The organism is Neoroseomonas marina (genome assembly GCF_012927745.1).
In the GTDB taxonomy this organism is placed as follows: Bacteria; Pseudomonadota; Alphaproteobacteria; order Acetobacterales; family Acetobacteraceae; genus Neoroseomonas; species Neoroseomonas marina.
In genome coordinates this window covers 177254-200828 of the sequence record NZ_JABBKX010000009.1, presented here as the reverse complement: position 1 = coordinate 200828, position 23575 = coordinate 177254, and the positions used below count along the sequence as shown (strand labels likewise).

At 70.2% G+C, this 23575-nt stretch carries 24 protein-coding genes and 1 tRNA gene; 17 read left to right on the top strand and 8 right to left on the bottom strand.

The window, feature by feature from the left end; genetic code table 11:
- Nucleotides 1-38: 38 nt before the first annotated feature.
- The 7 genes from GWK16_RS21325 to GWK16_RS21295 form a co-directional block, all read right to left on the bottom strand.
- Entirely contained in the window at nt 39-539 is a 501-nt protein-coding gene (locus GWK16_RS21325) for a cupin domain-containing protein (protein WP_168042761.1), read from the bottom strand.
- Between the two features lie 156 nt (nt 540-695).
- Nucleotides 696-1181 carry a hypothetical protein gene (locus GWK16_RS21320; RefSeq protein ID WP_170055990.1) on the bottom strand — a complete coding sequence of 162 codons (486 nt, stop codon included), beginning with the start codon at nt 1179-1181 and terminating at the stop codon, nt 696-698.
- A 147-nt stretch (nt 1182-1328) separates the two neighbouring features.
- Entirely contained in the window at nt 1329-2510 is a 1182-nt protein-coding gene (locus GWK16_RS21315; RefSeq protein WP_170055989.1) for a M20 aminoacylase family protein, read from the bottom strand.
- 21 nt (nt 2511-2531) lie between these two features.
- Nucleotides 2532-3389 (bottom strand): SDR family oxidoreductase, encoded by an 858-nt coding sequence (locus GWK16_RS21310; protein WP_170055988.1) that lies wholly within the window; start codon nt 3387-3389, stop codon nt 2532-2534.
- Complete coding sequence (locus GWK16_RS21305; RefSeq protein ID WP_170055987.1) at nt 3386-5083, bottom strand: dihydroxy-acid dehydratase; 1698 nt, start codon at nt 5081-5083, stop codon at nt 3386-3388. Before GWK16_RS21305 ends, GWK16_RS21310 begins: the two co-directional genes overlap by 4 nt.
- A 33-nt stretch (nt 5084-5116) precedes the next feature.
- Nucleotides 5117-5509 (bottom strand): VOC family protein, encoded by a 393-nt coding sequence (locus GWK16_RS21300; protein WP_170055986.1) that lies wholly within the window; start codon nt 5507-5509, stop codon nt 5117-5119.
- Nucleotides 5510-5540: 31 nt separating this feature from the next.
- Nucleotides 5541-6518, bottom strand: coding sequence for a Bug family tripartite tricarboxylate transporter substrate binding protein (locus GWK16_RS21295; protein ID WP_170055985.1), 978 nt, complete (start codon nt 6516-6518; stop codon nt 5541-5543).
- A gap of 201 nt (nt 6519-6719) precedes the next feature.
- On the opposite strand from GWK16_RS21295, the gene rplM reads away from it, so the two are divergent.
- The 9 genes from rplM to GWK16_RS21250 all read left to right on the top strand — a co-directional run bounded on the left by rplM (nt 6720) and on the right by GWK16_RS21250 (nt 13843).
- Nucleotides 6720-7205 (top strand): 50S ribosomal protein L13, encoded by a 486-nt coding sequence (rplM, locus tag GWK16_RS21290; RefSeq protein ID WP_168042754.1) that lies wholly within the window; start codon nt 6720-6722, stop codon nt 7203-7205.
- A 4-nt stretch (nt 7206-7209) separates the two neighbouring features.
- A complete protein-coding gene (rpsI, locus tag GWK16_RS21285; RefSeq protein ID WP_168042753.1) occupies nt 7210-7695 on the top strand; it encodes a 30S ribosomal protein S9 in 486 nt (161 codons plus the stop codon).
- A 131-nt stretch (nt 7696-7826) separates the two neighbouring features.
- Entirely contained in the window at nt 7827-8792 is a 966-nt protein-coding gene (argC, locus tag GWK16_RS21280) for an N-acetyl-gamma-glutamyl-phosphate reductase (protein ID WP_170055984.1), read from the top strand.
- A gap of 74 nt (nt 8793-8866) precedes the next feature.
- A complete protein-coding gene (locus tag GWK16_RS21275) occupies nt 8867-9415 on the top strand; it encodes a gamma carbonic anhydrase family protein (protein WP_170055983.1) in 549 nt (182 codons plus the stop codon).
- Between the two features lie 104 nt (nt 9416-9519).
- Nucleotides 9520-11031, top strand: a complete 1512-nt coding sequence (locus tag GWK16_RS21270) for an acyl--CoA ligase (RefSeq protein ID WP_170055982.1) — start codon at nt 9520-9522, stop codon at nt 11029-11031.
- The gene (locus GWK16_RS21265) at nt 11028-12005 is read left to right on the top strand and encodes a 2-dehydropantoate 2-reductase (RefSeq protein WP_170055981.1); all 978 of its coding nucleotides are present in this window, start codon (nt 11028-11030) and stop codon (nt 12003-12005) included. The genes GWK16_RS21270 and GWK16_RS21265 overlap by 4 nt, the downstream gene beginning before the upstream one ends.
- Nucleotides 12005-12577, top strand: a complete 573-nt coding sequence (locus tag GWK16_RS21260; protein ID WP_170055980.1) for a hypothetical protein — start codon at nt 12005-12007, stop codon at nt 12575-12577. The genes GWK16_RS21265 and GWK16_RS21260 overlap by 1 nt, the downstream gene beginning before the upstream one ends.
- A gap of 49 nt (nt 12578-12626) precedes the next feature.
- The gene (locus GWK16_RS21255) at nt 12627-13214 is read left to right on the top strand and encodes a hypothetical protein (protein ID WP_170055979.1); all 588 of its coding nucleotides are present in this window, start codon (nt 12627-12629) and stop codon (nt 13212-13214) included.
- Nucleotides 13211-13843, top strand: a complete 633-nt coding sequence (locus tag GWK16_RS21250) for a hypothetical protein (protein WP_170055978.1) — start codon at nt 13211-13213, stop codon at nt 13841-13843. The genes GWK16_RS21255 and GWK16_RS21250 overlap by 4 nt, the downstream gene beginning before the upstream one ends.
- Nucleotides 13844-13867: 24 nt before the next feature.
- On the opposite strand, the gene GWK16_RS21245 is transcribed toward GWK16_RS21250, so the two are convergent.
- The gene (locus GWK16_RS21245) at nt 13868-15670 is read right to left on the bottom strand and encodes a PHA/PHB synthase family protein (RefSeq protein WP_170055977.1); all 1803 of its coding nucleotides are present in this window, start codon (nt 15668-15670) and stop codon (nt 13868-13870) included.
- A gap of 176 nt (nt 15671-15846) precedes the next feature.
- Here GWK16_RS21245 and GWK16_RS21240 point away from each other — a divergent pair, with 176 nt between their 5' ends.
- The 8 genes from GWK16_RS21240 (at nt 15847) to GWK16_RS21205 (ending at nt 23575) form a co-directional block, all read left to right on the top strand.
- Entirely contained in the window at nt 15847-16422 is a 576-nt protein-coding gene (locus GWK16_RS21240) for a hypothetical protein (protein ID WP_170055976.1), read from the top strand.
- A 67-nt stretch (nt 16423-16489) separates the two neighbouring features.
- Nucleotides 16490-17710, top strand: coding sequence for an LL-diaminopimelate aminotransferase (locus tag GWK16_RS21235; protein WP_170055975.1), 1221 nt, complete (start codon nt 16490-16492; stop codon nt 17708-17710).
- On the top strand, nt 17707-18999 hold the full coding sequence (locus GWK16_RS21230) for a homoserine dehydrogenase (protein WP_170055974.1): 1293 nt from the start codon (nt 17707-17709) through the stop codon (nt 18997-18999). Before GWK16_RS21235 ends, GWK16_RS21230 begins: the two co-directional genes overlap by 4 nt.
- A complete protein-coding gene (locus GWK16_RS21225; RefSeq protein WP_170055973.1) occupies nt 18996-19454 on the top strand; it encodes a hypothetical protein in 459 nt (152 codons plus the stop codon). The genes GWK16_RS21230 and GWK16_RS21225 overlap by 4 nt, the downstream gene beginning before the upstream one ends.
- 79 nt (nt 19455-19533) lie before the next feature.
- Nucleotides 19534-20544 (top strand): class II fructose-bisphosphatase, encoded by a 1011-nt coding sequence (gene glpX / locus GWK16_RS21220; protein ID WP_170055972.1) that lies wholly within the window; start codon nt 19534-19536, stop codon nt 20542-20544.
- A complete protein-coding gene (gene recJ, locus GWK16_RS21215) occupies nt 20544-22325 on the top strand; it encodes a single-stranded-DNA-specific exonuclease RecJ (RefSeq protein WP_170055971.1) in 1782 nt (593 codons plus the stop codon). The genes glpX and recJ overlap by 1 nt, the downstream gene beginning before the upstream one ends.
- A gap of 48 nt (nt 22326-22373) precedes the next feature.
- A tRNA-Glu gene (locus tag GWK16_RS21210) sits at nt 22374-22449 on the top strand.
- A gap of 184 nt (nt 22450-22633) precedes the next feature.
- On the top strand, nt 22634-23575 hold the full coding sequence (locus tag GWK16_RS21205; RefSeq protein ID WP_170055970.1) for a HipA domain-containing protein: 942 nt from the start codon (nt 22634-22636) through the stop codon (nt 23573-23575).

The following is a 23575-nucleotide window of genomic DNA, read 5'->3' as shown; positions in this document are numbered from 1 at the left end:
AGGGAGGGGGTCTGGGGGAGGTTCTCCTCCCCCGGCCTTCAATGCCCTTCGGGCGCCCGGTGGATCGGATCCACCCAGAGCACCGTCTCCGGCTTCTCCACCGGCTCGATGTCGATGTTGATCGCGACCGCCTCGTTGTCGGAGCGCACGAGGACGCATTCCAGCGTCTCGTCGGGCGAGGCGTTGATTTCCTGGTGCGGCACGTAGGGCGGGACGTAGATGAAGTCGCCCGGCCCGGCCTCGGCGGTGAATTCGAGCTTCTCGCCCCAGCGCATCCGCGCCTTGCCTTTCACCACGTAGATCACGCTTTCCAGGTGGCCATGGTGATGGGCGCCGGTCTTGGCGTCGGGGTGGATGTGGACGGTGCCGGCCCAGATCTTCTGCGCGCCGACGCGGGCCGCATTGATCGCGGCGGCGCGGTTCATGCCGGGGGTCTGGGCGGTGTTGGCGTCGAGGCTGTTGCCCGGGATGACGCGGACGCCGGTGGTCTTCCAGCCATCCGCGGGGATGGAGGGATGGTCGTGACCGTCATGGGGCATGGCGCAGGGTCCTTCGGTGTCGTCGGACCCTGGAGAGAGGCGCTTCGCCGCCGCCGCGCAAGTGGTTGAAAGAAATAGCAAACGGCTGCTCCGACGTTGGGATTGCGGAGCAGCCGATCCTTCCCAGGCGGGCCTATGGGGGAAGGGGTTCCCCTGTCACTGGGTCTCGGTCCGGCGGGCAAACCATCCGCGTGCGCGATAGCAGCCCATCAGCATCAGGGCCTGACAGGTGAAGCCCACCGCCAGGCGGCTGACGCCGCCATGCAGCACGATGACGGCGAGCAGTCCGGCGACGGTCAGCACCAGGCCGAGATGGACGCCATGGTCAAAGGCGGCGAGGGCCGTGCGGCGCAACACGGGATGCAGGGGCATCGGGCTGACCAGCGCGCCGCTGAACAGCATGACCATCAGGGCGACCGTGATCGCGAAGCTGCCCTTGAATCCGACATTGGCGACGAGGACCGCGAATTCGCGCGCCAGGGCGGGGTCGGGCAGGGTGCGCAGCAGCAGCAGCACGGCGGCGATGGCGACGGCGGCTGTCACCGCCGCCCGCGCAGGTTCATCCGGTGCGCGCGTTGCGCCGTCAGGCAGGCGCCGCGGGAGGAGCGGCCAGGTGTCGATCCGCGGTCGCTGTTGGGCCATGTCGGGGCCTCCGGGGAGAGATCGTCAGGACCTCTCCATATTCCGCCCACGCCATTTCCAACTGGCTAACGCACCTGCGGAGTACATCCGGTGGCGATCGACGGGGCCGGGCGGGAATGCGCTGACCGGCGCATTCCCGGGCGTCCGTCAGCCCTTGCGGGGCAGCAGCCGCTCCGCGAGCGAGGCCCACCAGGAGGCGCCGACCGGCAGGATCTCGTCGTTGAAGTCGTATTTCGGGTGATGGAGGCTCGCATCCTGCTCGCCGCGCCCGCCGCCCAGCATCAGGTAGGCGCCGTCCTTGGCGTTGAGCATGAAGGAGAAGTCCTCCCCGCCCATAGTCGGCTTCGGCATGGGCAGGACGCGCGCCTCCCCCTGCACGGCGCGGGCGGCGTCGGCGGCGATGTGGACGCTCTCCACCTCGTTGATCGTCGCGGGGTAGAGGCGGATGAACTTCGCCTCGGCCTGGGCGCCGAAGGCGGCGGCGATGCCGGCGACGGTCTCGAGGAAGCGCTTCTCCAGCAGGTCGCCGATCTCGGGGCCGAACCAGCGCGCGGTGCCGAGCATCGTCACCGTTTCGGGGATGACGTTGTAGGTGTGGCCGCCATTGATGTGGGCGATGGTGATGACGCCGGCGTCCACCGGTTCGACGTTGCGCGCGACGATGGACTGCAACGCCTGCACCATGGCGGCGGCGATCACGATCGGGTCGTTGCCGTTGTGCGGCATCGCGCCATGCGCGCCCTTGCCGGTGATCTTCACCTCGAGGTTCGCGACCGCGGCCATGACCGGCCCTTCGCGCCAGACGAAGGTGCCGGCGGGGATGGAAGGCCAGTTGTGCAGGCCGAAGACGCGCTCCATCGGGAAGCGCTCGAACAGGCCTTCCTTCACCATCACCTCGCCACCGCCGAAATTCTCCTCGGCGGGCTGGAAGATGACGTAGACGGTGCCGTCGAAGTTGCGTGTTTCCGCGAGGTATTTCGCGGCCCCCAGCAGCATGGTGGTGTGCCCGTCGTGGCCGCAGGCGTGCATCTTGCCCGGCGTCTTGGACGCATAGGGAGCGCCGGTTTCCTCGAGGATCGGCAGCGCGTCCATGTCGGCCCGCAGGCCGATGGCACGGCCCGAGGCAGCGTTGTTGCCGCGGATCACGCCGACCACGCCGGTCTTCGCGATGCCGGTGACGACCTCGTCGCAGCCGAATTCGCGCAGCTTCTCGGCGACGACGCGGGAGGTGCGGACCTCCTCGAAGGCGAGTTCCGGATGCTCGTGGAAGTCCCGCCGCCAGGCGGTCATCTCGGCATGGAAATCGGCGATGCGGTTGTGCACGGGCATGGGGGGTCGGCTCCGGTCGTCTCAGGCGGAGGTGTGGCGCCGGGGGAAGGTCAGGGCAAGGCCCTGGTCGAGGGGAATCGGCTCGACCCCGAGCAGCCGGCGCATCGGGCCGATGTCGAAGGCCTTGTCCTCGGTCAGGCGGCGGATCTCGTCCGCGCCGATCCGCGGCAGGCCCGGAATGAAGCGAGTGAGGGGGGCAAGGAGGCGCAGCGGCAGGGCCGGGATGGGCAGGATGGGCGGCACGCGCAGCCCGGCGGCGTGGGCGACGGCGCCGAGGAAGTCGCGATAGGCCATCGGCGCCGGGCCGGCGATGACGATGGTGGTCGCCTCGGCCCAATCGCGCTTCAGCGCGGCGAGCAGGGACCGCGTGACGTCCCCCTGGTGGATCGGCTGGACCAAGGCACGGCCACCGCCGGGCAGAGGCGCGAACGGCAGCCGGGCGATCAGGGCGGCAAGGCGGCGGACGTTGTCCTCCCCCTCGGCGCCATAGATCATGGTCGGGTGAAGCATCACGCCGCGGCGGCCTGAGGCCAGGAAGGCTGCTTCCCCCGCGCGAACCCCGTCGCCATGCGCGTCCGGCCACTGCGAATAGCGCCGGGTCGAGCCCATCAGCACGAAGGAGGCGCCCGGTTCCGCCGCGGCCAGCAGCGCCGGGGCGTGGCGGGCATGGGCGGTGCTGACGACGCACTCCGCCCCGGCCAGGGCGCGGTGCAGTGATGCCGGGTCGCGCAGGTCGGCGACGCGCGCTTCCCCCGGCAGGCCCAGCGCCGCCCAGGCGGCGGCGTTGCGGATCACGGGGATGAAGGCGATCCCCTCGGCCGCCAGGACGCGCGCGAGCGCGGCGCCCGAGCGCCCCGTCGCGCCGACCAGGGCGATCAAGGCTCGGCGCGCAGGAAGGCCAGGTCCGCGCCGAGCGGCGCCTGCGTCACCTGGTCATGGACCAGCTTGTCCCAGCCGCGCTTCGGCGCCGGGGCCGGTGTCCAGGCGGCGCGGCGCTTCGCCAGCGTCGCCTCGTCCACCAGCAGGTCCAGCGTGCGGTTCTTCACCGACAGGCAGATGCGGTCGCCGGTCTCGACGAACTGCAGCGGCCCGCCGACCGAGGCCTCGGGCGCGATGTGCAGCACGATGGTGCCGAAGGCGGTGCCGGACATGCGGCAGTCGCTCATCCGCACCATGTCCTTCACGCCTTGGCGCGCGAGCTTCTTCGGAATGGGCAGGTAACCGGCCTCGGGCATGCCCGCCGGGGAGCGCGGACCCGCGCCCTTCAGCACCAGGATATCCTGCGGCGTGACGTCGAGGTCGGGGTCGTCGATGCGGTCCGAGAGATCCTTCAGCCCGTCGAAGACGATGCAGCGGGCCTCGGTCTCGAAGAGCGACGGCGTCGCGGCGCTGCGCTTGAGGATCGCGCCTTCCGGGGCGAGGGAGCCGAACAGCGCGACCAGGCCGCCGACCGGGGAGACCGGTGTCTGCCGTGCGCGGATGATGCGGCGATCGACGAAGTGGCTGCCATCGCCGATGCGCTCGGCGAGCGTCCTGCCGTCGAGGTCCTTGGCGGTGAGGTCGAGCAGGTCGCGCAGTTCCCACAGCAGGGCGCGCATGCCGCCGGCGGCGTGGAAATCCTCCATGTAGCCCTCGCCGGTGGGCTTGAGGTCCACCAGCACGGGGGTTTCCTCGGACAGCGCATCGAGGCGCTTGAGGTCGAGCGATAGCCCCGCGCGCCCGGCAATGGCGGCGAGGTGCACGATCGCATTGGTGGAACCACCCAGCGCCAGCAGCACCCGCACGGCGTTGTCGAGGTTGCCCTGCGTCATCAGCGAGAGCGGCGAGACCGGGTTCCGGATCAGCCGCACCGCCTGTGCGCCGGCTTCCTCGGCAATGCGCAGACGGTCGGCGTGCACCGCCGGCGCGCTCGCCGCATCGAGCGGCATGAAGCCGAGCGTCGAGGCGAGGCACGCCATGGTGCTTGCCGTGCCCATCACGCCGCAGGTGCCCGCCGTCGTCGCGAGCTTGCCTTCGAGCGTGGCGATCTTCTCGTCCGAGACCTCGCCGGCGCGATAGCGCGCCCAGTAGCGGCGGCAATCGGTGCAGGCGGACAGGCGCTCGCCTTCGAAGGCCTGGGCCAGCATCGGGCCCACCACCAGCATGACCGAGGGCGTGCCGGAGCTGATCGCACCCATGAGCTGCGCCGGGACGGTCTTGTCGCAGCCGCCCACCAGCACCGCCGCGTCCATCGGCTGGTTCGCCAGCATCGTCTCGGTGTCGAGCGCCATGAGGTTGCGATAGTGCATGGAGCAGGGCGAGAGCGACGGTTCGCAGATGCTGATCGTCGGGAAGGACAGCGGCAGCCCGCCGGCCGCGAGGACGCCACGCTTCACCGCCTCGATCAGTTCCGGGATGGTCCGGTGGCAGTTGTTGTAGTCCGAGGCGGTGTCGGCGATGCCCACGACGGGCTTGTCGAGCATCGCCTGGCTGTAGCCCATGGACTTGGCGAAGGACCGCCGCAGATAGAGTGCGAAGGCGGGGTCGCCGTAGTTGGAAGCGTTGCGGCCCAGGCCATGGGGCTTGTCGGTCATGCGTGTCCTCCGCCCCGCCGCGACCACCGCCCGTCAGGCAGGGCGGTGGCAGACGCAGCAGAGCTTGTTGCCGTCGGGGTCGCGCACATAAGCACCGTAGTAGTCGGGGTGGTAGTGCGGGCGCAGGCCCGGCGGACCCTCATTCGTTCCGCCATGGGCGAGGGCCGCGGCGTGGAAGCGATCGACGGTCGGACGGTCCGGCGCCTCGAAGGCGATGGTCACGCCGTTGCCGACCGTGGCGGGCTGATGGTTGATCGGCAGCATGACCCAGAATTGCGGTGTCGTTTCCGGGGCGAGGGCGTAGCCCGCGTACCCCTTCTCTAGATCCGCCTCCTGCCGTGCGATGCCGAGATCCGTCAGGACGGCGTCATAGAAGGCGACGGCACGACGGATGTCGGTCGTGCCGACCGTGGCGTGGCTGAACATCGGGGCGAATCCTCTTTCCGGCGGCCGGAGACTACTCCGGCTGGATACCCGCCCTGCGCATCAATTCACGGTTAAGCTCGAGTTCCCGGCGGATCCGGGCCGTCAGCACCGCCGGGCCGGGCTCGGTCGGCGCGAAGCCGAGCCGGGCGAAGGTCTCCGCCGCGGCGGGCGTGCCGAAGGCCTCCTTCGCGAGTTCGCCCACCCGGTCCTGGACCGCCTGCGGCGTGCCGGCCGGGGCCTGCAGGCTGAACCAGCCGCTGACCACGAAGTCCCGCTGGCCGAGTTCCGCGAGCGTCGGCACGTCCGGCAGCGCCGCCGTCCGCGCCGCCGAGGCCATGCCGAGGGCGCGCAGCCGCCCGCCTTCCACATGCGGCTTGGCCGGCGCGAAGGTCGAGATCATCAGGTCGGTCCGCCCGGCGATGGTCTCGGTCAGCGCGGGCGGGGTGCCGTTGAAGGGCACGTGCAGCATTTCGGTGCCCGTGCGCTGCATCAGGTCCACCATGCCGAGATGCGACGTGCTGCCCACGCCCCAGGTGGCATAGGTGATCTGCCCCGGCCGCCGCCGCGCCTCGGCCAGCACCTGGTCGAGGCTCTCCCAGCGCGGATTGGCGACGAGGATGAAGAGCGTCTCGGCGATCTGGGTGATGTGGGCGAAATCCGCGACCGGATCGTAGCCGAGGCTGCGCAGCGCGAAGGGGGCTGTGGTGAAGGTCACCACCGTGCCCATCAGCAGGCTCGACCCGTCGGGGCGGGCGCGGGCGACCTGGCGGGCGGCGAGGGTGGTCGAGGCGCCGGGCTTGTGGTCGAGGATGAAGTTGCCCCCGGTCTTCTCGGCGAAGCCCTGGGTGATGATGCGGCCGAGGACGTCCGGCGCGCCGCCGGCGGCGTAGGGGATGACGATGCTGGTGGCCTGGCCCTGCGGCCAGGTGCCCTGGGCACGGAGAAGCCGCGGGGCGGCGAGCAGGGCGGTGGTGCCGGCGAGAAGGCCGCGGCGGGACGGATGGGTCATTCGGACGCTGTTCCTCAGAGGATCCCGGGCTTGTTCCGCCCTTGGGCGGCAGGGTCGCAGGCCGCGTCGGCGGGGGGAAGGGGGCGGCATCCGGGATGCGGTATTATAATACCGCATTGAAAAATCCCCGGCTTCGCTTGACTTTCCCGTCGCCGGCCGCGATAAGCCGGGCCGCTTCTCTAGTCAGACCCTGGAACACCGATGCTCACGAGACAGACCACCTCGCTGAAGCCGGCCGAGGTGAAGAAGGCTTGGGTGCTGATCGACGCGGACGGGCTCGTGCTCGGCCGTCTCGCCAGCCTCGTCGCCAACCGCCTCCGCGGCAAGCACAAGGCGCAGTTCACACCGCATGTGGATTGCGGCGACCACGTCGTCATCATCAATGCCCGGAAGATCCGCGTCACCGGCGCGAAGGCCGAGCAGAAGGTGTTCTACTGGCACACCGGCTACGCCGGCGGCATCAAGCAGCGCACGGTCCGCGAGCGCCTCGAGAGCAAGTATCCCGAGCGCGTGATCGAGAAGGCCGTGGAGCGCATGATCACCCGCGGCCCGCTCGGTCGCCAGCAGATGCGCAACCTGCACGTCTATGCCGGTGCCGAGCACCCGCATGCCGGCCAGACGCCCGAGGCGCTCGACGTCGCGGCGCTGAACCGCAAGAACTCCGTTCTCGTGAAGAAGGTGGCCTGAGGCGATGAGCGAGACCCGTACCCTCGCGGACCTCAAGGAGCTCGTCGCCGGCACGCCGGCGGCGCCCGAGGCTGCGATCAAGCGTGAACCGAAGCGTGATGCCCAGGGCCGCGCCTATGCCACCGGCCGCCGCAAGGACGCCGTGGCCCGCGTGTGGGTGAAGCCCGGCAAGGGCTCCATCGAGATCAACGGCAAGACGCAGTCGAAGTACTTCGCGCGTCCCGTGCTGCGCATGCTGATCACGCAGCCCTTCCTGGTGGCCGACCGCTACCAGCAGTTCGACGTGATCTGTTCGGTGACCGGCGGCGGGCTTTCGGGCCAGGCCGGCGCGGTGCGCCACGGCATCTCCCGCGCGCTCTGCAACTACGAGCCCGAGCTGCGCGCCATCCTGAAGAAGGCCGGCTTCCTGACCCGCGACCCCCGCGTCGTGGAGCGCAAGAAGTACGGCAAGATGAAGGCGCGACGTTCCTTCCAGTTCTCCAAGCGCTGACGCCTGGCGGACGGGCGTCGCGCCCGGCCGCATGGCTGGTTCAATCGGGGGGCGGGTCCGCAAGGGCCCGCCCCTCTTGCTTTTCCTGGTCGCTTTCGCGGCAAATGGCCCGGCAAGGAGGTCCATATCCCATGGCCAAGACCCCCACTGTGTTCATCGACGGCGAGGCCGGCACCACCGGCCTGCAGATCCGCGAGCGGCTGGCGGCGAACCCGCATGTCGCCCTGCGGTCGATCGCCGCCGAGCGACGCAAGGATGCCGGGGCGCGGCGCGAGATGATGGAGGAGGTGGACCTCGTCATCCTCTGCCTGCCGGACGATGCCGCGAAGGAAAGTGCCGCGCTGGCCGCCTCGCTCGGCGCCAAGGCGCCGAAGCTGCTCGATGCCTCCACGGCGCATCGCGTCGATCCGTCCTGGGTCTATGGCCTGGCGGAGCTGACGCCCGACCAGCCGGCGGCGATCGCCGCGGCGCAGAACGTGTCGAACCCGGGCTGCTACCCGACGGGTGCGATCCTGATGCTGCGCCCGCTGGTCGAGGCCGGGCTGATGGCCGCGGACCATCCGATCACGGTCAATGCGGTGTCCGGCTACACCGGCGGCGGCAAGTCGATGGTGGCGGCCTATGAATCCCGCACGGCGCCGGACTTCGAGATGTACGGCCTCGGCCTGCGCCACAAGCATCTGCCGGAGATGCAGAAGTATTCGCTTCTGACGCGCCGGCCGATCTTCGTCCCCGCCGTCGCCGACTACGCGCAGGGCATGCTGGACGCGATTCCGCTGCACCTCGACATGTTGGCCGGCAAGCCGAAGCCCGCCGATATCGAGGCCCTGCTGCGCGACCGCTACGCCGGCAGCGAATATGTCAGCGTCGTCCCGGCCGAGGCCGGCGGCAAGATCGAACCGCAGGCGCTGAACGGCACCAATGCGCTCGAGATCCGCGTCTATGGCGACGAGGCGCTGGGCCAGGCGGTGCTGGTCGCGCGCTTCGACAACCTCGGAAAGGGCGCGTCCGGCGCGGCGGTGCAGAACCTCGGGCTCATGCTCGGCATTCCCGTGAATGCCGACCTGCCGGTCGCGGCGCCGCGCGCGGCGGAGTGACGGCCAGGGCGGGGTGGCCTTCCGCTGCCCCGCCCGAAGGCGCATCCTGTGGGCCGAAGCCCGGAGGATCCGCGATGGACACCAACCAGACCCTGACCTTGCCCCCGCTCTATGTGTTCGAGGGCCACAAGCCTGTCGTGCATCCGGGCGCCTTCGTCGCACCGACGGCCGCCGTGATCGGCCAGGTGACGATCGGGGAGGGGTCCAACATCTGGTATCACTGCGTCCTGCGCGGCGACACCAACACCATCACCATCGGCCGCGGTACCAACATCCAGGACGGCACCATCGTCCATGTGAATGCCGGGCGGCAGTGCACGACGATCGGCGACGACGTCACGGTCGGGCACGCGGCGATCATCCATGCCTGCACGCTGAAGAACCGCGCCTTCGTCGGCATGGGCGCGACCGTGCTGGACGATGCGATCATCGAGGAAGGCGGCGTGCTCGCCGCCGGGTCGGTGCTGCCGCCGGGCAAGGTGATCGGCGCCATGGAACTGTGGATGGGCAACCCGGCCAAGATGGTGCGCGTGCTGACGGTGGAGCAGCGGGCGGGCTTCGACCGCACCGCGCCGCATTACGTCGAGCTCGCGCAGCGGCACCGGACGTCGCTCGCCGGCTGACGCCGGCGCGGCATGACGAAAGGGATATCTTTGCCTTGATGGGAAATGGCTGACGCCGGGCATCGCCTCTGCCATAGCCGCGGCGTCTTCGGAGCGAGGTGCGTATGACCGAGACCATCTCTCGTCTGCTCGCGGGCGGCGTTGCCGAGGCCGCGGCGATCCGCGGCACCAATGACCGGCCAAGGCTGACCTACGGCGCGCTGCGCGACCTGTGCGCGCGCACCGTTCGGCGGCTCAACGTGCTTGGCATCGGTCGGGGCGACCGCGTCGCGATCGTGCTGCCGAACGGGCCGGAGATGGCGACGGCCTTCCTCGCCATCGGGTCCGGGGCGACGACCGCGCCGCTCAATCCGGCCTATCGGGCGGAGGAATTCACCTTCTATCTGACCGATCTCCGCGCCAAGGCGCTGGTCGTGCTGCACGGCATGGCGACCGATGCGCGGGAAGTCGCGGCACGCCTCTCCATCCCGGTGCTCGACCTGGTGCCGGGTGAGGCGGCCGGCGACTTCACGCTCGAGGGCGGCAGCCCCGGCAATCCCGAGAAGCCCGGCATGGCCTGGCCCGAGGACGAGGCGCTGGTCCTGCACACCTCGGGCACCACGGCGCGGCCCAAGATCGTGCCGCTGACCCAGGCGAATATCTGCGCCTCGGCGCGCAACATCGGGCGCACGCTGGAACTCGCCCCGGACGATGCCTGCCTCAACATCATGCCGCTGTTCCACATCCATGGGCTGATGGCGGCGGTTCTCGCATCCGTCGCCGCGGGTGGGGCGGTGGTCTGCACGCCGGGCTTCGACGCGCTGCGTTTCTTCCGCTGGCTGGACGAGGAGCGGCCGTCCTGGTTCACCGCGGTGCCGACCATGCATCAGGCGATCCTCGGGCGCGCCGAGCGCAACGCCGACATCATCGCCCGCGCGCGGCTGCGCTTCCTGCGCTCCTCCTCCGCCTCGCTGCCCGGGCCGGTGATGCGGCAGCTCGAAGAGGTCTTCTCGGCCCCGCTGGTCGAGAGTTACGGCATGACCGAGGCCTCGCACCAGATGTGCTCGAACCCGCTCGCCGGGCCGCGCAAGCCGGGTTCGGTGGGCCGCCCTGCGGGTCCGGAGGTCGCCATCATGGACGACGACGGCACCATCCTGCCGCAGGGCGAGGTCGGCGAGGTCGTCATCCGCGGCCCGAACGTCACCGCCGGCTACGAGGCCAACCCCGACGCCAACGCGAAGGCCTTCACCCATGGCTGGTTCCGCACCGGCGACCAGGGTGCCTTCGACGAGGACGGCTTCCTGACGCTGACCGGACGGCTCAAGGAACTGATCAACCGCGGCGGCGAGAAGGTGAGCCCGCTCGAGGTCGACGGCGTGCTGTCGGGCCATCCGGCGGTCGCGCAGGCGCTGACCTTCGCCATCCCGCATCCGAAGCTGGGCGAGGAGGTCGGCGCCGCGGTGGTGCTGCGCGAGGGCATGGAATGCTCCGAGCGCGAGTTGCGCGCCTTCGCTGCCGAACATCTCGCGGACTTCAAGGTGCCGCGGAAGGTCGTGTTCCTGGCCGAGATCCCGAAGGGTGCGACGGGCAAGCTGATGCGCATCGGCCTGGCCGAGAAGCTGGGGCTGACGGCATGAGGATCTGCATCTTCGGCGCCGGCGCCATCGGCGGCCTCATGGCCGCGAAACTGGCCCTGAAGGGCGATGCCGAGGTCACGGTCATCGCCCGCGGTCCGCATCTCGCCGCCATGCAGGCCAAGGGCCTGCGCGTGCAGAGCGAGGGGCAGGAGATCGTGGCCACCCCGCGCTGCGTCGCGACCGCCGAGGAGGCAGGGCCGCAGGATTATGTCGTCGTCACGCTCAAGGCGCATTCCCTGCCGGGTGCCGCGGCGCAGATGCAGCCGCTGCTGGGGCCGGAGACGGCGATCGTCAGCGCCGTGAATGGCGTGCCCTGGTGGTATTTCCACGGCATCGGCGGCGCCCATGCAGGGCGCATCGTCGAAAGCGTCGATCCGGGCGGGGCGGTCTCGAAGCTGCTGCCGCCCTCGCGCGCCATCGGCTGCATCGTCTATCCCGCCGCCGAGGTGATCGAGCCCGGCGTGATCGAGCACACCTATGGCGACCGCTTCTCCCTGGGCGAGCCGGACGGGTCGCGCAGCCCGCGCGCCCAGAAGCTGAGCGAGGCGCTGATCGCGGCCGGATTCAAGGCGCCCGTGCGACCGCGGATCCGCGACGAGCTCTGGGTGAAGCTGTGGGGCAACATGGCCTTCAACCCGATCTCGGCGCTGACCACCGCGACGCTCGACGTGCTGATCAACGACGACGAGCAGCGGGCCGTTGCGCGCGCCATGATGCTGGAAGGGCAGCGCGTGGCGGAGGCGCTGGGCGTGCGCTTCGCCATCGACGTCGACAAGCGCATCGCCGGCGCGGCCGAGGTCGGCGCGCACAAGACCTCCATGCTGCAGGACCTCGAGCGCGGACGGCCCATGGAAGTCGAGGCGCTGCTCGGTGCCGTGGTCGAGCTGGCGGACCTGGTGGGAGAACCGGCGCCGACCAGCCGGACGGTGCTGGCGCTGGTGCGCGCCCGCGCGCGGGCCGCGGGCTGCCTGTGATGCGCGACGGGCGGCGCCCCGGCTTGATCGCCGCGGTGCTGCTCGCGCTCGCGGCCTGCGGCGGCCCCCGTCCGGAGCCCGTGACCTGGCCGGCCCCCGCGGGCGGCGCGATCACCACCGATCCGGCCCGCCAGGCGATCAACGGCACCGCCTTCGGCTTCGCGCGGCCGGACACCCTGGCCGGCCGGCCGGCCGATGCCGCCGAGTTGCTGGCCCAGGCCGAGTTCCTGACCGTCGAACTGGCGACCGGTCCGCGCTGGATCCCGTTCGCGCCGAGCGTGCAGCAGGCCTTCGTCGCGGCGCGGCCGGAATGGCGCGCGGCGGGCGGCATCGCGCCGGATGCAGCGCCGCAGGCGGCGATCGATGCGCTGCTCGCCGCCAGTGTCGCGCTGCTGGCCGGGAACCGCGCCGCGGCCGTCGCGGCCTTGTCGCCGCCGCTCTTCCCGGCCGGGGGAGAGGATGCGCTGAGGCGGCTCTCGGCGCTGCCGCGCCTGCCGCTGTCGGCCGCGGCGGGGAGCGATGCACAGGCCGAGATGTGGCGCGACCAGGTGCAGATCGAATCCGACCCGTGACGCCACGGCGGCCTTGCCTGGGCCGAGGCAGGGGGCGGAGGATGCGGCCATGCCACGCGACATGATGCCAAGGCGATGGACGCTCGTCCTGCCGCTGCTCGCCCTGGCCGGCGCCTGCAGCGGTGGGCCGGTGCCATACACCACCTTGCCGGTCGACCCGGCCCTCGGTTTCGCGGACCCGACCCGGCAGGCGATCATCCATGCCGCCTATGTCTTCCCGCGGCCCGCCTCTCTGCAGGGGCGGACGGCGGAAGCGGCGCAGGGCATCTCGGAGGCGGAGCACCTCACGGTCGAGCTGCGCCATGGCGCCCGGTGGATCGAGATGTCGCCCCTGGCGTCCATGGCCTTCGAGCAGGCGCGGCCGGAATGGCGCGGCGCGCTCGGCATTCCCGCCGAGGCCGCGCCGCAGGCGGTGATCGACGCCCTGACGCGCGTGCGCAACGCCGTCGCCGCGAACGACCAGGCCGCAGCCGCTTCGGCGCTGGCGCCGCCGGTCTTCGTGCCGGGCGGGACGGAGACCCTCGACCGGCTGACGAACCTTCCCCCCTTGCCGCGCACCGCCTGGGCGGCAAGTCTGACCCTCCAGGAGATGTGGCGCATGCAAAGACAGAATTCCCGGAGCCTGTTGGTTCGATGACCGGCCGTCGCGCCATGCTGGGCCTGCCGCTGCTCGCGGCCTGTGAGGAACTCCGCACGCCCCAGTCGCTGCCGCCGACGGTGCTGACGACGGCGAGCGGGCAGGGCGGGCCGCTGCGCGCGGCCATCGAGGCGACGGCCGCCGCCTTCGCGAATCAGGGCCAGGCGCTGCAGGGGCAGCCGGCACAGGCGGCGCTCGCCCTGGCGCGGCTCGAAGCGCTCGATTTCGAGGTCACGGAGCGGCGGGCCTGGCCGATGCTGTCGCAGACGACCGCCTATGCGCTGCGCATCGCCCGGAACGAGAACCGGGCGGCGCTCGGCATCGCGCAGTCGGCGCCGCAGCCGCAGGTCATCACCGCTCTGGGCAACGTCTCGTCCCGGCTGCGCGCGGGGAACCAGGCGGCCGCGGAATCACTTCTGGTACCGGCGATCTTCGAGCCTGGGGGCCAGCAGACGCTGGCGCGGCTCGGCGATCTCGGCCCGCTGCCCGCCGCCGAGCAGGCGAGCGCGGCGCTGGCGCGCGAGATGCGGCGGCTCGACCTCGACGGCGGCTGGGTCGGCGCGGGCAATTGGTGGCAGACGGGCGCGCCCGGGGCGATCACGGACGGCCTCGGCAGCGGCATCAACTGACGCGCCGCCGGGGTCGCGCCCGGTTCAGTCGGTGCCCATCACCTTCACATAGGATCCGGGGGCATCCTCGAGGGCCGGCAGGCCGCCCTCCCCGGGGATGCGCGCGGGTACCAGGGCCTTGTCCTGTCCGCTCACCCAGCGGTGCCAGTCCGGCCACCAGGAGCCTGCGAGTTCCGTCGCGCCCCTGAACCACTCCTCGGGGTCCGCGGGCAGCTCGGTGTTGATCCAGTGGCTGTACTTGCCGGCGTCCGGCGGGTTGGCGACGCCCGCGATGTGGCCCGAGGCAGCGAGCACGAAGCGCACCGGCCCCTTGTAGATCTGCGTCGCGCGATAGGTGGAAAGCCAAGGGGCGATGTGGTCCTCCCGCGTCGAGAGGATGTAGGTCGGGACCTTGATCTTCCTGAGGTCGAGCTTGACGCCGTTGAGCTCGATCCCGCCCGGCTTCACCAGGTCGTTCTGCTGGTACATGCGGCGCAGGTAGAAGGAATGCATCCTCGCCGGCATCCGCGTGGAATCGTCGTTCCAGTAGAGCAGGTCGAACGGGAAGGGCTCCTGGCCCATCAGGTAGTTGTTCACGACGAAGGACCAGATCAGGTCGTTCGCGCGCAGCATGTTGAAGGTGGTGGCCATCTCCTGGCCCTCGAGGAAGCCGCGCTTCGACATCTTCTCCTCGAGCGCGGAGAGCTGTTCCTCGTCGATGAAGACGCCGAGCTCGCCGGCTTCCTCGAAGTCGACCATCGTCGTGAAGAAGGTCGCGGACTTCACGCGCGTATCCTTCTTCACCGCCATGTGCGCGAGCGTGGACGCGAGCAGCGTGCCGCCCAGGCAATAGCCGATGACGTTGGCACCCTTCTCGCCGGTCGCCTTCTCGATCGCGTCGAGCGCGGCGTAAGGGCCTTCCATCATGTAGTCGTCGAAGCCCTTCTCGGCGAGCTTCGCGTCCGGGTTCACCCAGGAGATGACGAAGACCGTGTGGCCCTGTTCCACCGCCCAGCGGATGAAGGAATTCTTCGGCCGCAGGTCGAGGATGTAGAACTTGTTGATCCAGGGCGGGATGATCAGCAGCGGACGCTTCAGCACCTCCTTCGTGGTGGGCGTGTACTGGATCAGCTGCATCAGGTCGTTCTGGTAGACGACCTTGCCGGGGGTGACGGCGATGTTCTCGCCCACCTTGAACTTGGTGTCGTCCGTCATGCGGATCTTGAGCTGGCCGCGGCCGCGCTCGAGGTCCGACAGCAGGTTCGACAGGCCGCGCAGCAGGTTCTCGCCGCCGGTTTCCGCGGTGCGGCGCAGCACCTCGGGGTTGGTCAGCAGGAAATTCGTCGGGCTCATCGCGTCGACGAACTGGCGCGTGTAGAAATCGACCTTCTGCGCCGTCTTGGGCTCGAGCCCCTCGGCGCCTTCCACGACGTGGCGGAAGTAGCGGGCGGATAGAAGGTAGGTCTGGCGGATGAAGTCGAAGATCTCGTGGTCGCGCCAGGCTTCGTCCTTGAAGCGACGATCCTTCGAATCCTCGTCGATGACGGGCTTCGGTTCGTCGCCCATCATCCGGCGCGCCGTGTTCTGCCAGAGCGTGAGGTAGTCGTGCCAGAATCCGAGCTGCGCCTGCACGAGCCGCGCGGGGTTCGTCATCAGCCGCGTCGTCATCTCGAGGAACGCGGAGCCGATCTTCAGCGGGTCCGGGTCCGGCGTGCCGTCCGTTTGCCGCTTGAGGAAGTCCGAGACGATCCTGTGCCCCCGTTCCGCGACGTCCGACATGGTTCGGCTGACCAGCGCAGGGTCCGGCAGCCGGAAGGAGGCGGGATTGGGGTTGTCTTTATCGGCCATCTGGCGTTCCGGTGCGAGGCAGGCAAACCCCCGGCTTCGCGGACCGGCTGTTTCGGGCTACCGCTTCGCCGATGCGAAGGGAAGGCAGCATGACCGGTCGGAGAGGCACCAGGGGCCTGCTTTGGCACGGTAGGGTCCGGCATCGGGCCGATCAAGCGCGGCGCGCGGCGGCCGCCTTGGCGTTGCTGCTGGGCGGCTGTTCCGCCGGGCAGGGACCCGAAGCGATCGGGCCCCTCGTGCGCAACATGTTCGGCCCCGCCAATGAGGGGCGGCTGCCGCCACCGGGCGCGGACGCAGCCTTCCCGAACCTCGGAACGATTCCGCCGAGGCCGTCGATTCCCGATCCGCAGGTGCGCAACGCACTGACCGCCGCGCTGGCGGAGGAGCGCCAGCGGAGCCGCAATCCGTTCGATCCCGACACCAATCCGGTCGCGCCGGGCCCGGCCGGCACCGCGGGCGACCGCAGCATGCCCATGACGCCGCCGGGGCCGCCGCCATTGGCGCGCGCGCCCCGGATTCCGCTGGATGCGCCCGCGGCGCCTGTGGAACCGGCTGCGCGCCCCGTGCCCGCGCCGCCGTCGGACGCACCGGCCACGCCGCGCCCCACGCGTCCGTCGCCCGCCGCGACGCCCCAGCCGCTGCCGGAGATGGACACCGCCCCGCCGCCGCCCCCGCCCGCGGAGCTGCTGGCGCCCGGCGGCGGCCCGCCCCCACCGCCGCCCGCCGAGCTGCTGGCGCCGTCCCGCCGCTGAAGGCCGCGATACACAGCGCGGCGTGCTTGTTCTATAGGTCGCGGCCCTTCCACCACGGAACGCCGCCATGACCGAGGACTTCCACCGCATCCGCCGCCTGCCGCCCTATGTCTTCGCCGAAGTGAACGCGGCGAAGGCGAAGGCACGCGCGGCAGCGGAGGACATCGTGGACCTCGGCATGGGCAATCCCGACAGCCCGACGCCGCCGCACATCGTCGCCAAGCTGATCGAGGCGGTGCAGGACCCGCGCACCCACCGCTATTCGCAGTCGAAGGGCATTCCCGGGCTGCGCAAGGCACTGGCCGGCTACTATGCCCGGCGCTTCGGCGTGAAGCTCGACCCGGAGACCGAGGTCGTCGCGACACTCGGGTCTAAGGAAGGCCTGGCGAACCTGGCCCAGGCGATCGCGAGCCCCGGCGACACCATCCTGGTGCCGAACCCGTCCTACCCGATCCACCAGTTCGGCTTCATCATCGCCGGCGCCTCGGTGCGGTCCATTCCCTACACGCCGGACGATTCGATGCTGGCGGCGATCGACCGCGCCGTGAAGCATTCGGTCCCTGCGCCGACCGCGGTGATCGTGAACTTCCCGTCCAATCCGACGGCGCTGGTCGCGACGATCGACTTCTATCGCGAACTCGTGGCGCTGTGCCGCCGGCACAACCTCTTCATCCTGTCCGACCTCGCCTATGCCGAGCTGTATTACGGCGACGTGCCGCCGCCTTCCGTGCTCGAGGTTCCGGGGGCGAAGGACATCACGGTCGAGTTCACCTCGATGTCCAAGACCTACAACATGCCTGGCTGGCGCATGGGCTTCGCGGCGGGCAACCCGCGGCTGATAGCGGCACTCGCGCGGGTGAAGTCCTACCTCGACTACGGCGCCTTCACGCCGATCCAGGTCGCCGCCACCGCCGCGCTGAACGGCCCGCAGGACTGCATCGAGGAGATGCGCGTCCTCTACAAGGATCGCCGCGAGGTGCTGGTGAAGGGTCTCAAGGCCGCGGGCTGGGACGTGCCGGCGCCGGAGGCCTCGATGTTCCTCTGGGCGCCGATCCCGGAGCGTTTCCGCCATCTCGGCTCGGTCGGCTTCTCGAAGCTGCTGCTCGAGAAGGCGAGGGTCGCGGTCGCCCCGGGCCTCGGCTTCGGCGAGCATGGCGACGAGCATGTCCGCATCGCCCTCGTCGAGAACAACCACCGCATCCGCCAGGCGCTGCGGGGCATCAAGTCGTTCCTCGCGGGCGACAACGCCGCGCCGGTGGACGAGAAACAGGAAGCAGTCAGCGCATGAACCGTCCGCTTGCCATTGCGGTCGCCGGCCTGGGTACGGTCGGCGCCGGGGTCGTCAACGTGCTGCGCGCCAATGCCGACATCATCGCGGCGCGCGCGGGGCGGCCCATCACGGTGACGGCCGTCTCAGCGCGCGACCGTTCGCGCGACCGCGGCGTGCCGGTGGCGGGGCTGCGCTGGTACGAGGACGCCGTCGCGCTCGCTGCCGATCCGCAGGTCGAAGTGGTGGTCGAGTGCATCGGCGGGTCCGACGGCAAGGCCAAGGCACTGGTCGAGGCGGCGATCGCTGCCGGGAAGCATGTGGTGACCGCGAACAAGGCACTGCTTGCGGTGCATGGCGCGGCGCTGGCCCAGGCCGCGGAGGCCAGGGGCGTCGCGCTCGCCTTCGAGGCCTCGGTCGCCGGCGGCATCCCCGCGATCAAGGCGCTGCGCGAAGGGCTCGCGGCGAACCGCATCCAGCGCGTCGCCGGCATCCTGAACGGCACCTGCAACTACATCCTCACGACGATGCGCAACGAGCGGCGCGAATTCGCCGAGGTGCTGAGCGAGGCGCAAAAGCTCGGCTATGCCGAGGCCGATCCCTCCTTCGACATCGACGGCATCGACGCGGCGCACAAGCTCGCGATCCTCGCCGCCCTCGCCTTCGGGCGGCCGGTGGATTTCGGCGCGGTGCACGTGGAGGGCATCCGCGAGGTCAGCGCGCTCGACATCGCGCTCGCCGAGGAACTCGGATACCGCATCAAGCTGCTCGGCATCGCCAAGCGCGAGGAGGGCGGCATCTCGACGCGCGTGCATCCCTGCATGGTGCCGGTCTCGGCGCCGATCGCGCGGGTCGATGGCGTGTTCAACGCCGTGGTGGCGGAAGGCGATTTCGTCGGCCGCGTGATGATGGAAGGCCGCGGTGCCGGCGCGGGGCCGACCGCCTCCGCTGTGGTGGCAGACCTGATCGACATCGCCCGCGGGCGCCTCACCCCGGTCTGGGGCGCGGCGACCAGCGCGCTGAAGCCCGAGCCCTCCCTGCCGATGGACCGGCATACCGGTGCCTACTACCTGCGCCTGATGGTGGTCGACCGGCCCGGCGTCATCGCCGATGTGACGGGCGTGCTGCGGGACAGCGCCATCAGCCTCGAATCCATGCTGCAGCGTGGCCGGTCGCCGGGCGAGGCCGTGCCCGTGGTGCTGACCACGCATGAGACGAGCGAAGCCTCGGTCCGTGCCGCGCTGGCCCGCATCGCCGCGCTCGACGCGGTGGTCGAGAAGCCGGCGCTGATCCGCATCGAGGCCCTGTGAATCGCCGCGCGGCGCTGGGGCTCCTGCTGGCCCTTGCGGCCGCACCGGCCGCGGCGCAGACCGAGTTCGCCGGCACCTGGCGCGGTGCCTATGTCTGTTCGCAGGGCAACACCGCCGTCGCGCTGACGATCGAGCCGCGCAAGGACGGTACCGTCTCGGCGCTGTTCCATTTCGAGGCTGCGCCGGACAATCCCGGCGTGCCAGCGGGCTGCTTCGAGATGCAGGGCCGGGTGGGGGATACCCCCGGCGCGATCGCCTTGCGCCCCGTGCGCTGGCTGCGCCGGCCGCGCAACTACATCATGGTCGGGCTGGACGGCACGCTTTCGGCCGATGGGTCGAGGATCGAGGGACTCGTGCGGGGGCCGGGCTGCACCGTCTTCCGGGTGGACCGGAGCCCGGGGCCGCCGGAGGGCGAGGCCTGCCGGGCAGGGGCGCCGCTGCTCTCCCTCCGCTGACGCGGGCCGCGATTCCGGCTATGGGCAATGCGAGGGGCAGGGTTTCCTGCCCGGCATGTGTCGATTCGGAGGAAGGTCCATGGCGGCTGCGGCCCCGGAACCAGGTGCGGTCGTCGATCGTAACCTGGCGCTCGAACTGGTGCGCGTGACGGAGGCAGCGGCGCTGGCGGCCTCTCGTTGGATCGGCCGGGGCGACAAGAACGCGGCCGACGGCGCGGCCGTGGAAGCCATGCGCAAGGCCTTCGACACCGTCGCCATCACCGGCACCGTCGTCATCGGCGAGGGCGAGATGGACGAGGCGCCGATGCTCTACATCGGCGAGAAGGTCGGCCTCTACGCCAAGACCGGCGGCGGGCCGGAGGTCGACATCGCGGTCGATCCGCTCGAGGGCACCTCGATCACCGCCAAGGGCGGGCCGAACGCCATCGCGACGGTCGCGCTGGCCGAGAAGGGCGGCTTCCTGCATGCGCCCGACATCTACATGGACAAGCTCGCGGTCGGCCCCGGCCTCCCGGATGGCGTCGTGCATCTTGATGCCTCGCCGGAGCAGAACCTGCGCGAGCTGGCCCGCGCGAAGAAGTGCGAGATCAGCGACCTGATGGTCTGCACGCTCGACCGTGATCGCCACAAGGACCTGATCAAGGCCTGCCGCGCCGCCGGCGCGCGCATCACGCTGATCGGCGACGGCGACGTGGCGGGCGTCATCAACGTCAGCCAGCGGGAGGCTGGGATCGACATCTACATGGGTTCGGGCGGTGCGCCGGAAGGCGTGCTCGCGGCTGCCGCGCTGCGCTGCATCGGGGGCCAGATGCAGGGCCGGCTGATGTTCGAGAACGAGGACCAGGTGGCGCGTGCCGCCACGATGGGCATCGCCGACCCGAACCGCATCTATTCGGTGGAGGAGATGGCGAAGGGCGACGTGATGTTCGCCGCGACGGGCGTGACCTCGGGTGCCATGCTGCGCGGCGTCCGCCGCTTCGCGGGCGGCGCCTACACCCATTCGATCGTGATGCGGTCGAAGTCGGGCACGGTCCGCTACGTCGAGGGACATCACAACTTCGCCCGTAAGCCGTCAGCCTTCGTCGCCTGATGGACGGGGTCGCCCCGCAACCGCCCGTCCTGGGCGTGGAGCGCAGCGTCACCGGTCGCCGCTGGATCTGGCGGCCGGCAGACCCGCGCACGGGGCTCGGTATCGCGCAGCGGCTCGGCCTGCCGGAGATGGTGGGGCGGCTGCTCGCCGCGCGCGGCATCGGGCCTGAACATGCGGGCGACTACCTCGAACCCACGTTGCGGGCGTTGATGCCCGATCCCTCCGCGCTGATGGACATGGACGCGGCGGCCGACCGGCTCGCGGCGGCCGTGCGGTCGGGCGAGCACGTCGCGGTCTTCGGCGACTACGACGTCGACGGCGCCTGTTCCGGCGCGCTGATGTCGCGCTTCCTGCGCGACCTCGGCTGTGAGGTGAGCCCCTATGTCCCCGACCGGCTGAAGGAAGGCTACGGGCCGAATGCGGCGGCGATCGATGCGCTCTGCGAGCGCGGCGCGACGCTGATCGTCTGCGTCGATTGCGGCATCGCGGCGGCCGAGGCGCTGGCCGTCGCCGACGGCCGCGCCGATGTCGTGGTGCTGGACCACCACAAGGCGGAAGGGCCGATCCCGCGCATCATCGCGGCGGTGAATCCGAACCGGCTCGATTGCGGGTCCGGGCTGCATCACGTCTGCGCGGCGGCCGTTGCCTTCCTTGCGGCGGCGGCGACGGTGCGGGTGCTGCGCAAGGCGGGGTGGTTCTCGCGGCGCAGCGAGCCCGATCTGCTCGCCTTGTTGGACCTGGTGGCGCTCGCGACCGTTTGCGACGTCATGCCGTTGACCGGCTTCAACCGGGCGCTCGTCGCCCAGGGGCTGAAGGTGATGGCGCGACGGGGCAGGGCGGGGATCGCCGCGCTGCTCGACGTGACGGGTGCGCGGGATGCGCCTTCCGCACACACGCTGGGCTTCCTGCTGGGGCCGCGGATCAACGCCTCGGGGCGTATCGGGGAGCCTGACCTCGGGCTTCGCCTGCTGCTCTGCGAGGATGCGGTCGAGGCGCGCGCGATCGCCGAGAAGCTCGACGCGGTGAATCGGCGCCGGCAGGAGGTGGAGGGCGAGGTGCTCGCCGCCGCCCACGCCATGGCCGAACGCCAGGCCGAGGAAGGCCGCGCCGTGCTGCTGCTGGTCGGCGAGGGCTGGCACCCGGGCGTGGTGGGCATCGTCGCCGGCCGCATGAAGGAACGGTTCAACCGGCCGGCCTGCGTGGCCGGGATGGCCGAGGGGCTGGCGAAGGGGTCGGGGCGGTCGGTTCCGGGCGTGGACCTTGGCGCGGCCGTGATCGCTGCGCGGCAGTCCGGCCTGCTGGAGACCGGCGGCGGGCATGCCATGGCCGCCGGATTCTCCTTCCGGGCTGGGCGCGCGGAGGACGTGCATGCCTTCCTGGAGGACCGCCTGAAGCACGCCGCGCTGTTGCCGGCAGCGGCGGACCTGCTGATCGAAGGCACGCTGAATGTCGTCGCCGCCCAGTCGGACCTGGCGCGGGAAGTGGCGCGTCTCGCGCCCTTCGGACCGGGCAACGAGGAACCGATCTTCGCCATCCAGCGTGCGCGTGTCGTCAAGGCGGACCGCGTCGGCAAGGATGGCGGTACCGTGCGCGCCATCGTGGAAGGCGAGGGTGGCGGACGGCTCAAGACCATCTGCTTCCGGGCCAAGGACGGCCCGCTGGCCCAGACGCTGCTGGCGGCCGAGCGGGTCCCGCTGCACCTGTGCGGCCACCTGCGCGCCGAGCAATGGAACGGTGAGACCACGGCGGCGCTGCAGGTCGTGGACGCCGCGCCGGCCTGACCCTATTGACCGTGCGGCGAGGGCGCATTAACCCGACGCCCACGGCCGGTCCCCTTCGTCTAGAGGCCTAGGACACCGCCCTTTCACGGCGGCGACACGGGTTCGAATCCCGTAGGGGACGCCAGTCGCGCATATCATGTCTCTGAAAAATCTAGATGAATCGATTGCGCTGTCTGATGGGGCCCACGAGGCGCACGCGGTGGTGTCTCTACTCTCTGGCCTCGTCGACGCAACGCGTCCGATGCAGGACTCGAGGGCGTATGTGAGATTGATACCCCAGATCTAGGAGCGGAGGCCCCACCTGCGGGATGCATCAGCACGCGCCATTCGACCAATCGCCCGGTGAGTGCCTGGACATCACGTCCTGGGATCTTGATGAGGAGTACCCTTCGCTACCGGGACAGAAGCCGAAGAAAGTTCTTCTGTGTCCGCTCTCAGCGTCAGCGCCCTATCTGATCGGCGGCCACCGCTATCTCTTCAAGGATCCGCGGGGATCGGACGCACAGCAGATTTGGTGCGAGGTTATCGCGTATCGGCTGGCGCGTGTGCTGGGGATAGACGTGCCGCCCGCGTTTCTTGCCTTCGATCGCTTTACGAGGCGCCCCGGTGTCGTGATGGAGTTCTTCTATGGGCACGGTGATCGGGCCGATCTGCGTTTCGTGAATGCAGTCGAACTGTTCCAGGCGAGCCGAACAACCGTCGCCGAAAAGCGTGGCAGCCTCACGCAAAACCTTCGCCTGTCTCGGCTCTATGGATGCGTGCACTATCGATATTGGTGGGCGCAGACGGTGGCGTTCGACACGCTTATGGGAAATCAGGATCGGCACTCCGTGAACTGGGGATTCTTCATTCGCAGGGATCCCGAGGGAGGAGCGCAGCATTTCTTGGGGCCGGTGTTCGACAACGGCAGTGCTCTCGGAGCGAGGATCCGCGAAGAGGATTTGCACAGGTTCGTCGCTGGCGAGGCATTCGACAGATTTATCGCGAGGGGACGACATCACTACGGCTGGACGTACGACGATGACGAATCACGCTTCGTGCCACTCTGCAGGAAGTTTCTCGAGACATATGGCGAAGTGCGAGCAACCTTCACTAGAATTGCAGGGTTGGCAGATTCGGCGCTTGAGGAGGTGATTGCCTCCTGCCGGTGCGAGGGATTCCCAATCCCCTTTTCTGCCTTGAGGGCCGAGTTCGTCCTCAAGCAGATCAAGGCTCGGCGGGACGGACTGAGAGAATCCTTAGGAGGGTGA

Coding starts and splice junctions, on each gene's coding strand:
- rpsI (WP_168042753.1), top strand. CDS start 7,210: ATGAGCGAGACCCGTACCCTCGCGGACCTCAAGGAGCTCGTCGCCGGC.
- GWK16_RS21205 (WP_170055970.1), top strand. CDS start 22,634: ATGCATCAGCACGCGCCATTCGACCAATCGCCCGGTGAGTGCCTGGAC.
- recJ (WP_170055971.1), top strand. CDS start 20,544: ATGGACGGGGTCGCCCCGCAACCGCCCGTCCTGGGCGTGGAGCGCAGC.
- glpX (WP_170055972.1), top strand. CDS start 19,534: ATGGCGGCTGCGGCCCCGGAACCAGGTGCGGTCGTCGATCGTAACCTG.
- GWK16_RS21300 (WP_170055986.1), bottom strand. CDS start 5,509: ATGTTCAGCCACGCCACGGTCGGCACGACCGACATCCGTCGTGCCGTC.
- GWK16_RS21265 (WP_170055981.1), top strand. CDS start 11,028: ATGAGGATCTGCATCTTCGGCGCCGGCGCCATCGGCGGCCTCATGGCC.
- GWK16_RS21245 (WP_170055977.1), bottom strand. CDS start 15,670: ATGGCCGATAAAGACAACCCCAATCCCGCCTCCTTCCGGCTGCCGGAC.
- GWK16_RS21295 (WP_170055985.1), bottom strand. CDS start 6,518: ATGACCCATCCGTCCCGCCGCGGCCTTCTCGCCGGCACCACCGCCCTG.
- GWK16_RS21260 (WP_170055980.1), top strand. CDS start 12,005: ATGCGCGACGGGCGGCGCCCCGGCTTGATCGCCGCGGTGCTGCTCGCG.
- GWK16_RS21325 (WP_168042761.1), bottom strand. CDS start 539: ATGCCCCATGACGGTCACGACCATCCCTCCATCCCCGCGGATGGCTGG.
- GWK16_RS21250 (WP_170055978.1), top strand. CDS start 13,211: ATGACCGGCCGTCGCGCCATGCTGGGCCTGCCGCTGCTCGCGGCCTGT.
- argC (WP_170055984.1), top strand. CDS start 7,827: ATGGCCAAGACCCCCACTGTGTTCATCGACGGCGAGGCCGGCACCACC.
- GWK16_RS21270 (WP_170055982.1), top strand. CDS start 9,520: ATGACCGAGACCATCTCTCGTCTGCTCGCGGGCGGCGTTGCCGAGGCC.
- GWK16_RS21255 (WP_170055979.1), top strand. CDS start 12,627: ATGCCACGCGACATGATGCCAAGGCGATGGACGCTCGTCCTGCCGCTG.
- GWK16_RS21320 (WP_170055990.1), bottom strand. CDS start 1,181: ATGGCCCAACAGCGACCGCGGATCGACACCTGGCCGCTCCTCCCGCGG.
- GWK16_RS21275 (WP_170055983.1), top strand. CDS start 8,867: ATGGACACCAACCAGACCCTGACCTTGCCCCCGCTCTATGTGTTCGAG.
- GWK16_RS21230 (WP_170055974.1), top strand. CDS start 17,707: ATGAACCGTCCGCTTGCCATTGCGGTCGCCGGCCTGGGTACGGTCGGC.
- GWK16_RS21235 (WP_170055975.1), top strand. CDS start 16,490: ATGACCGAGGACTTCCACCGCATCCGCCGCCTGCCGCCCTATGTCTTC.
- rplM (WP_168042754.1), top strand. CDS start 6,720: ATGCTCACGAGACAGACCACCTCGCTGAAGCCGGCCGAGGTGAAGAAG.
- GWK16_RS21315 (WP_170055989.1), bottom strand. CDS start 2,510: ATGCCCGTGCACAACCGCATCGCCGATTTCCATGCCGAGATGACCGCC.
- GWK16_RS21305 (WP_170055987.1), bottom strand. CDS start 5,083: ATGACCGACAAGCCCCATGGCCTGGGCCGCAACGCTTCCAACTACGGC.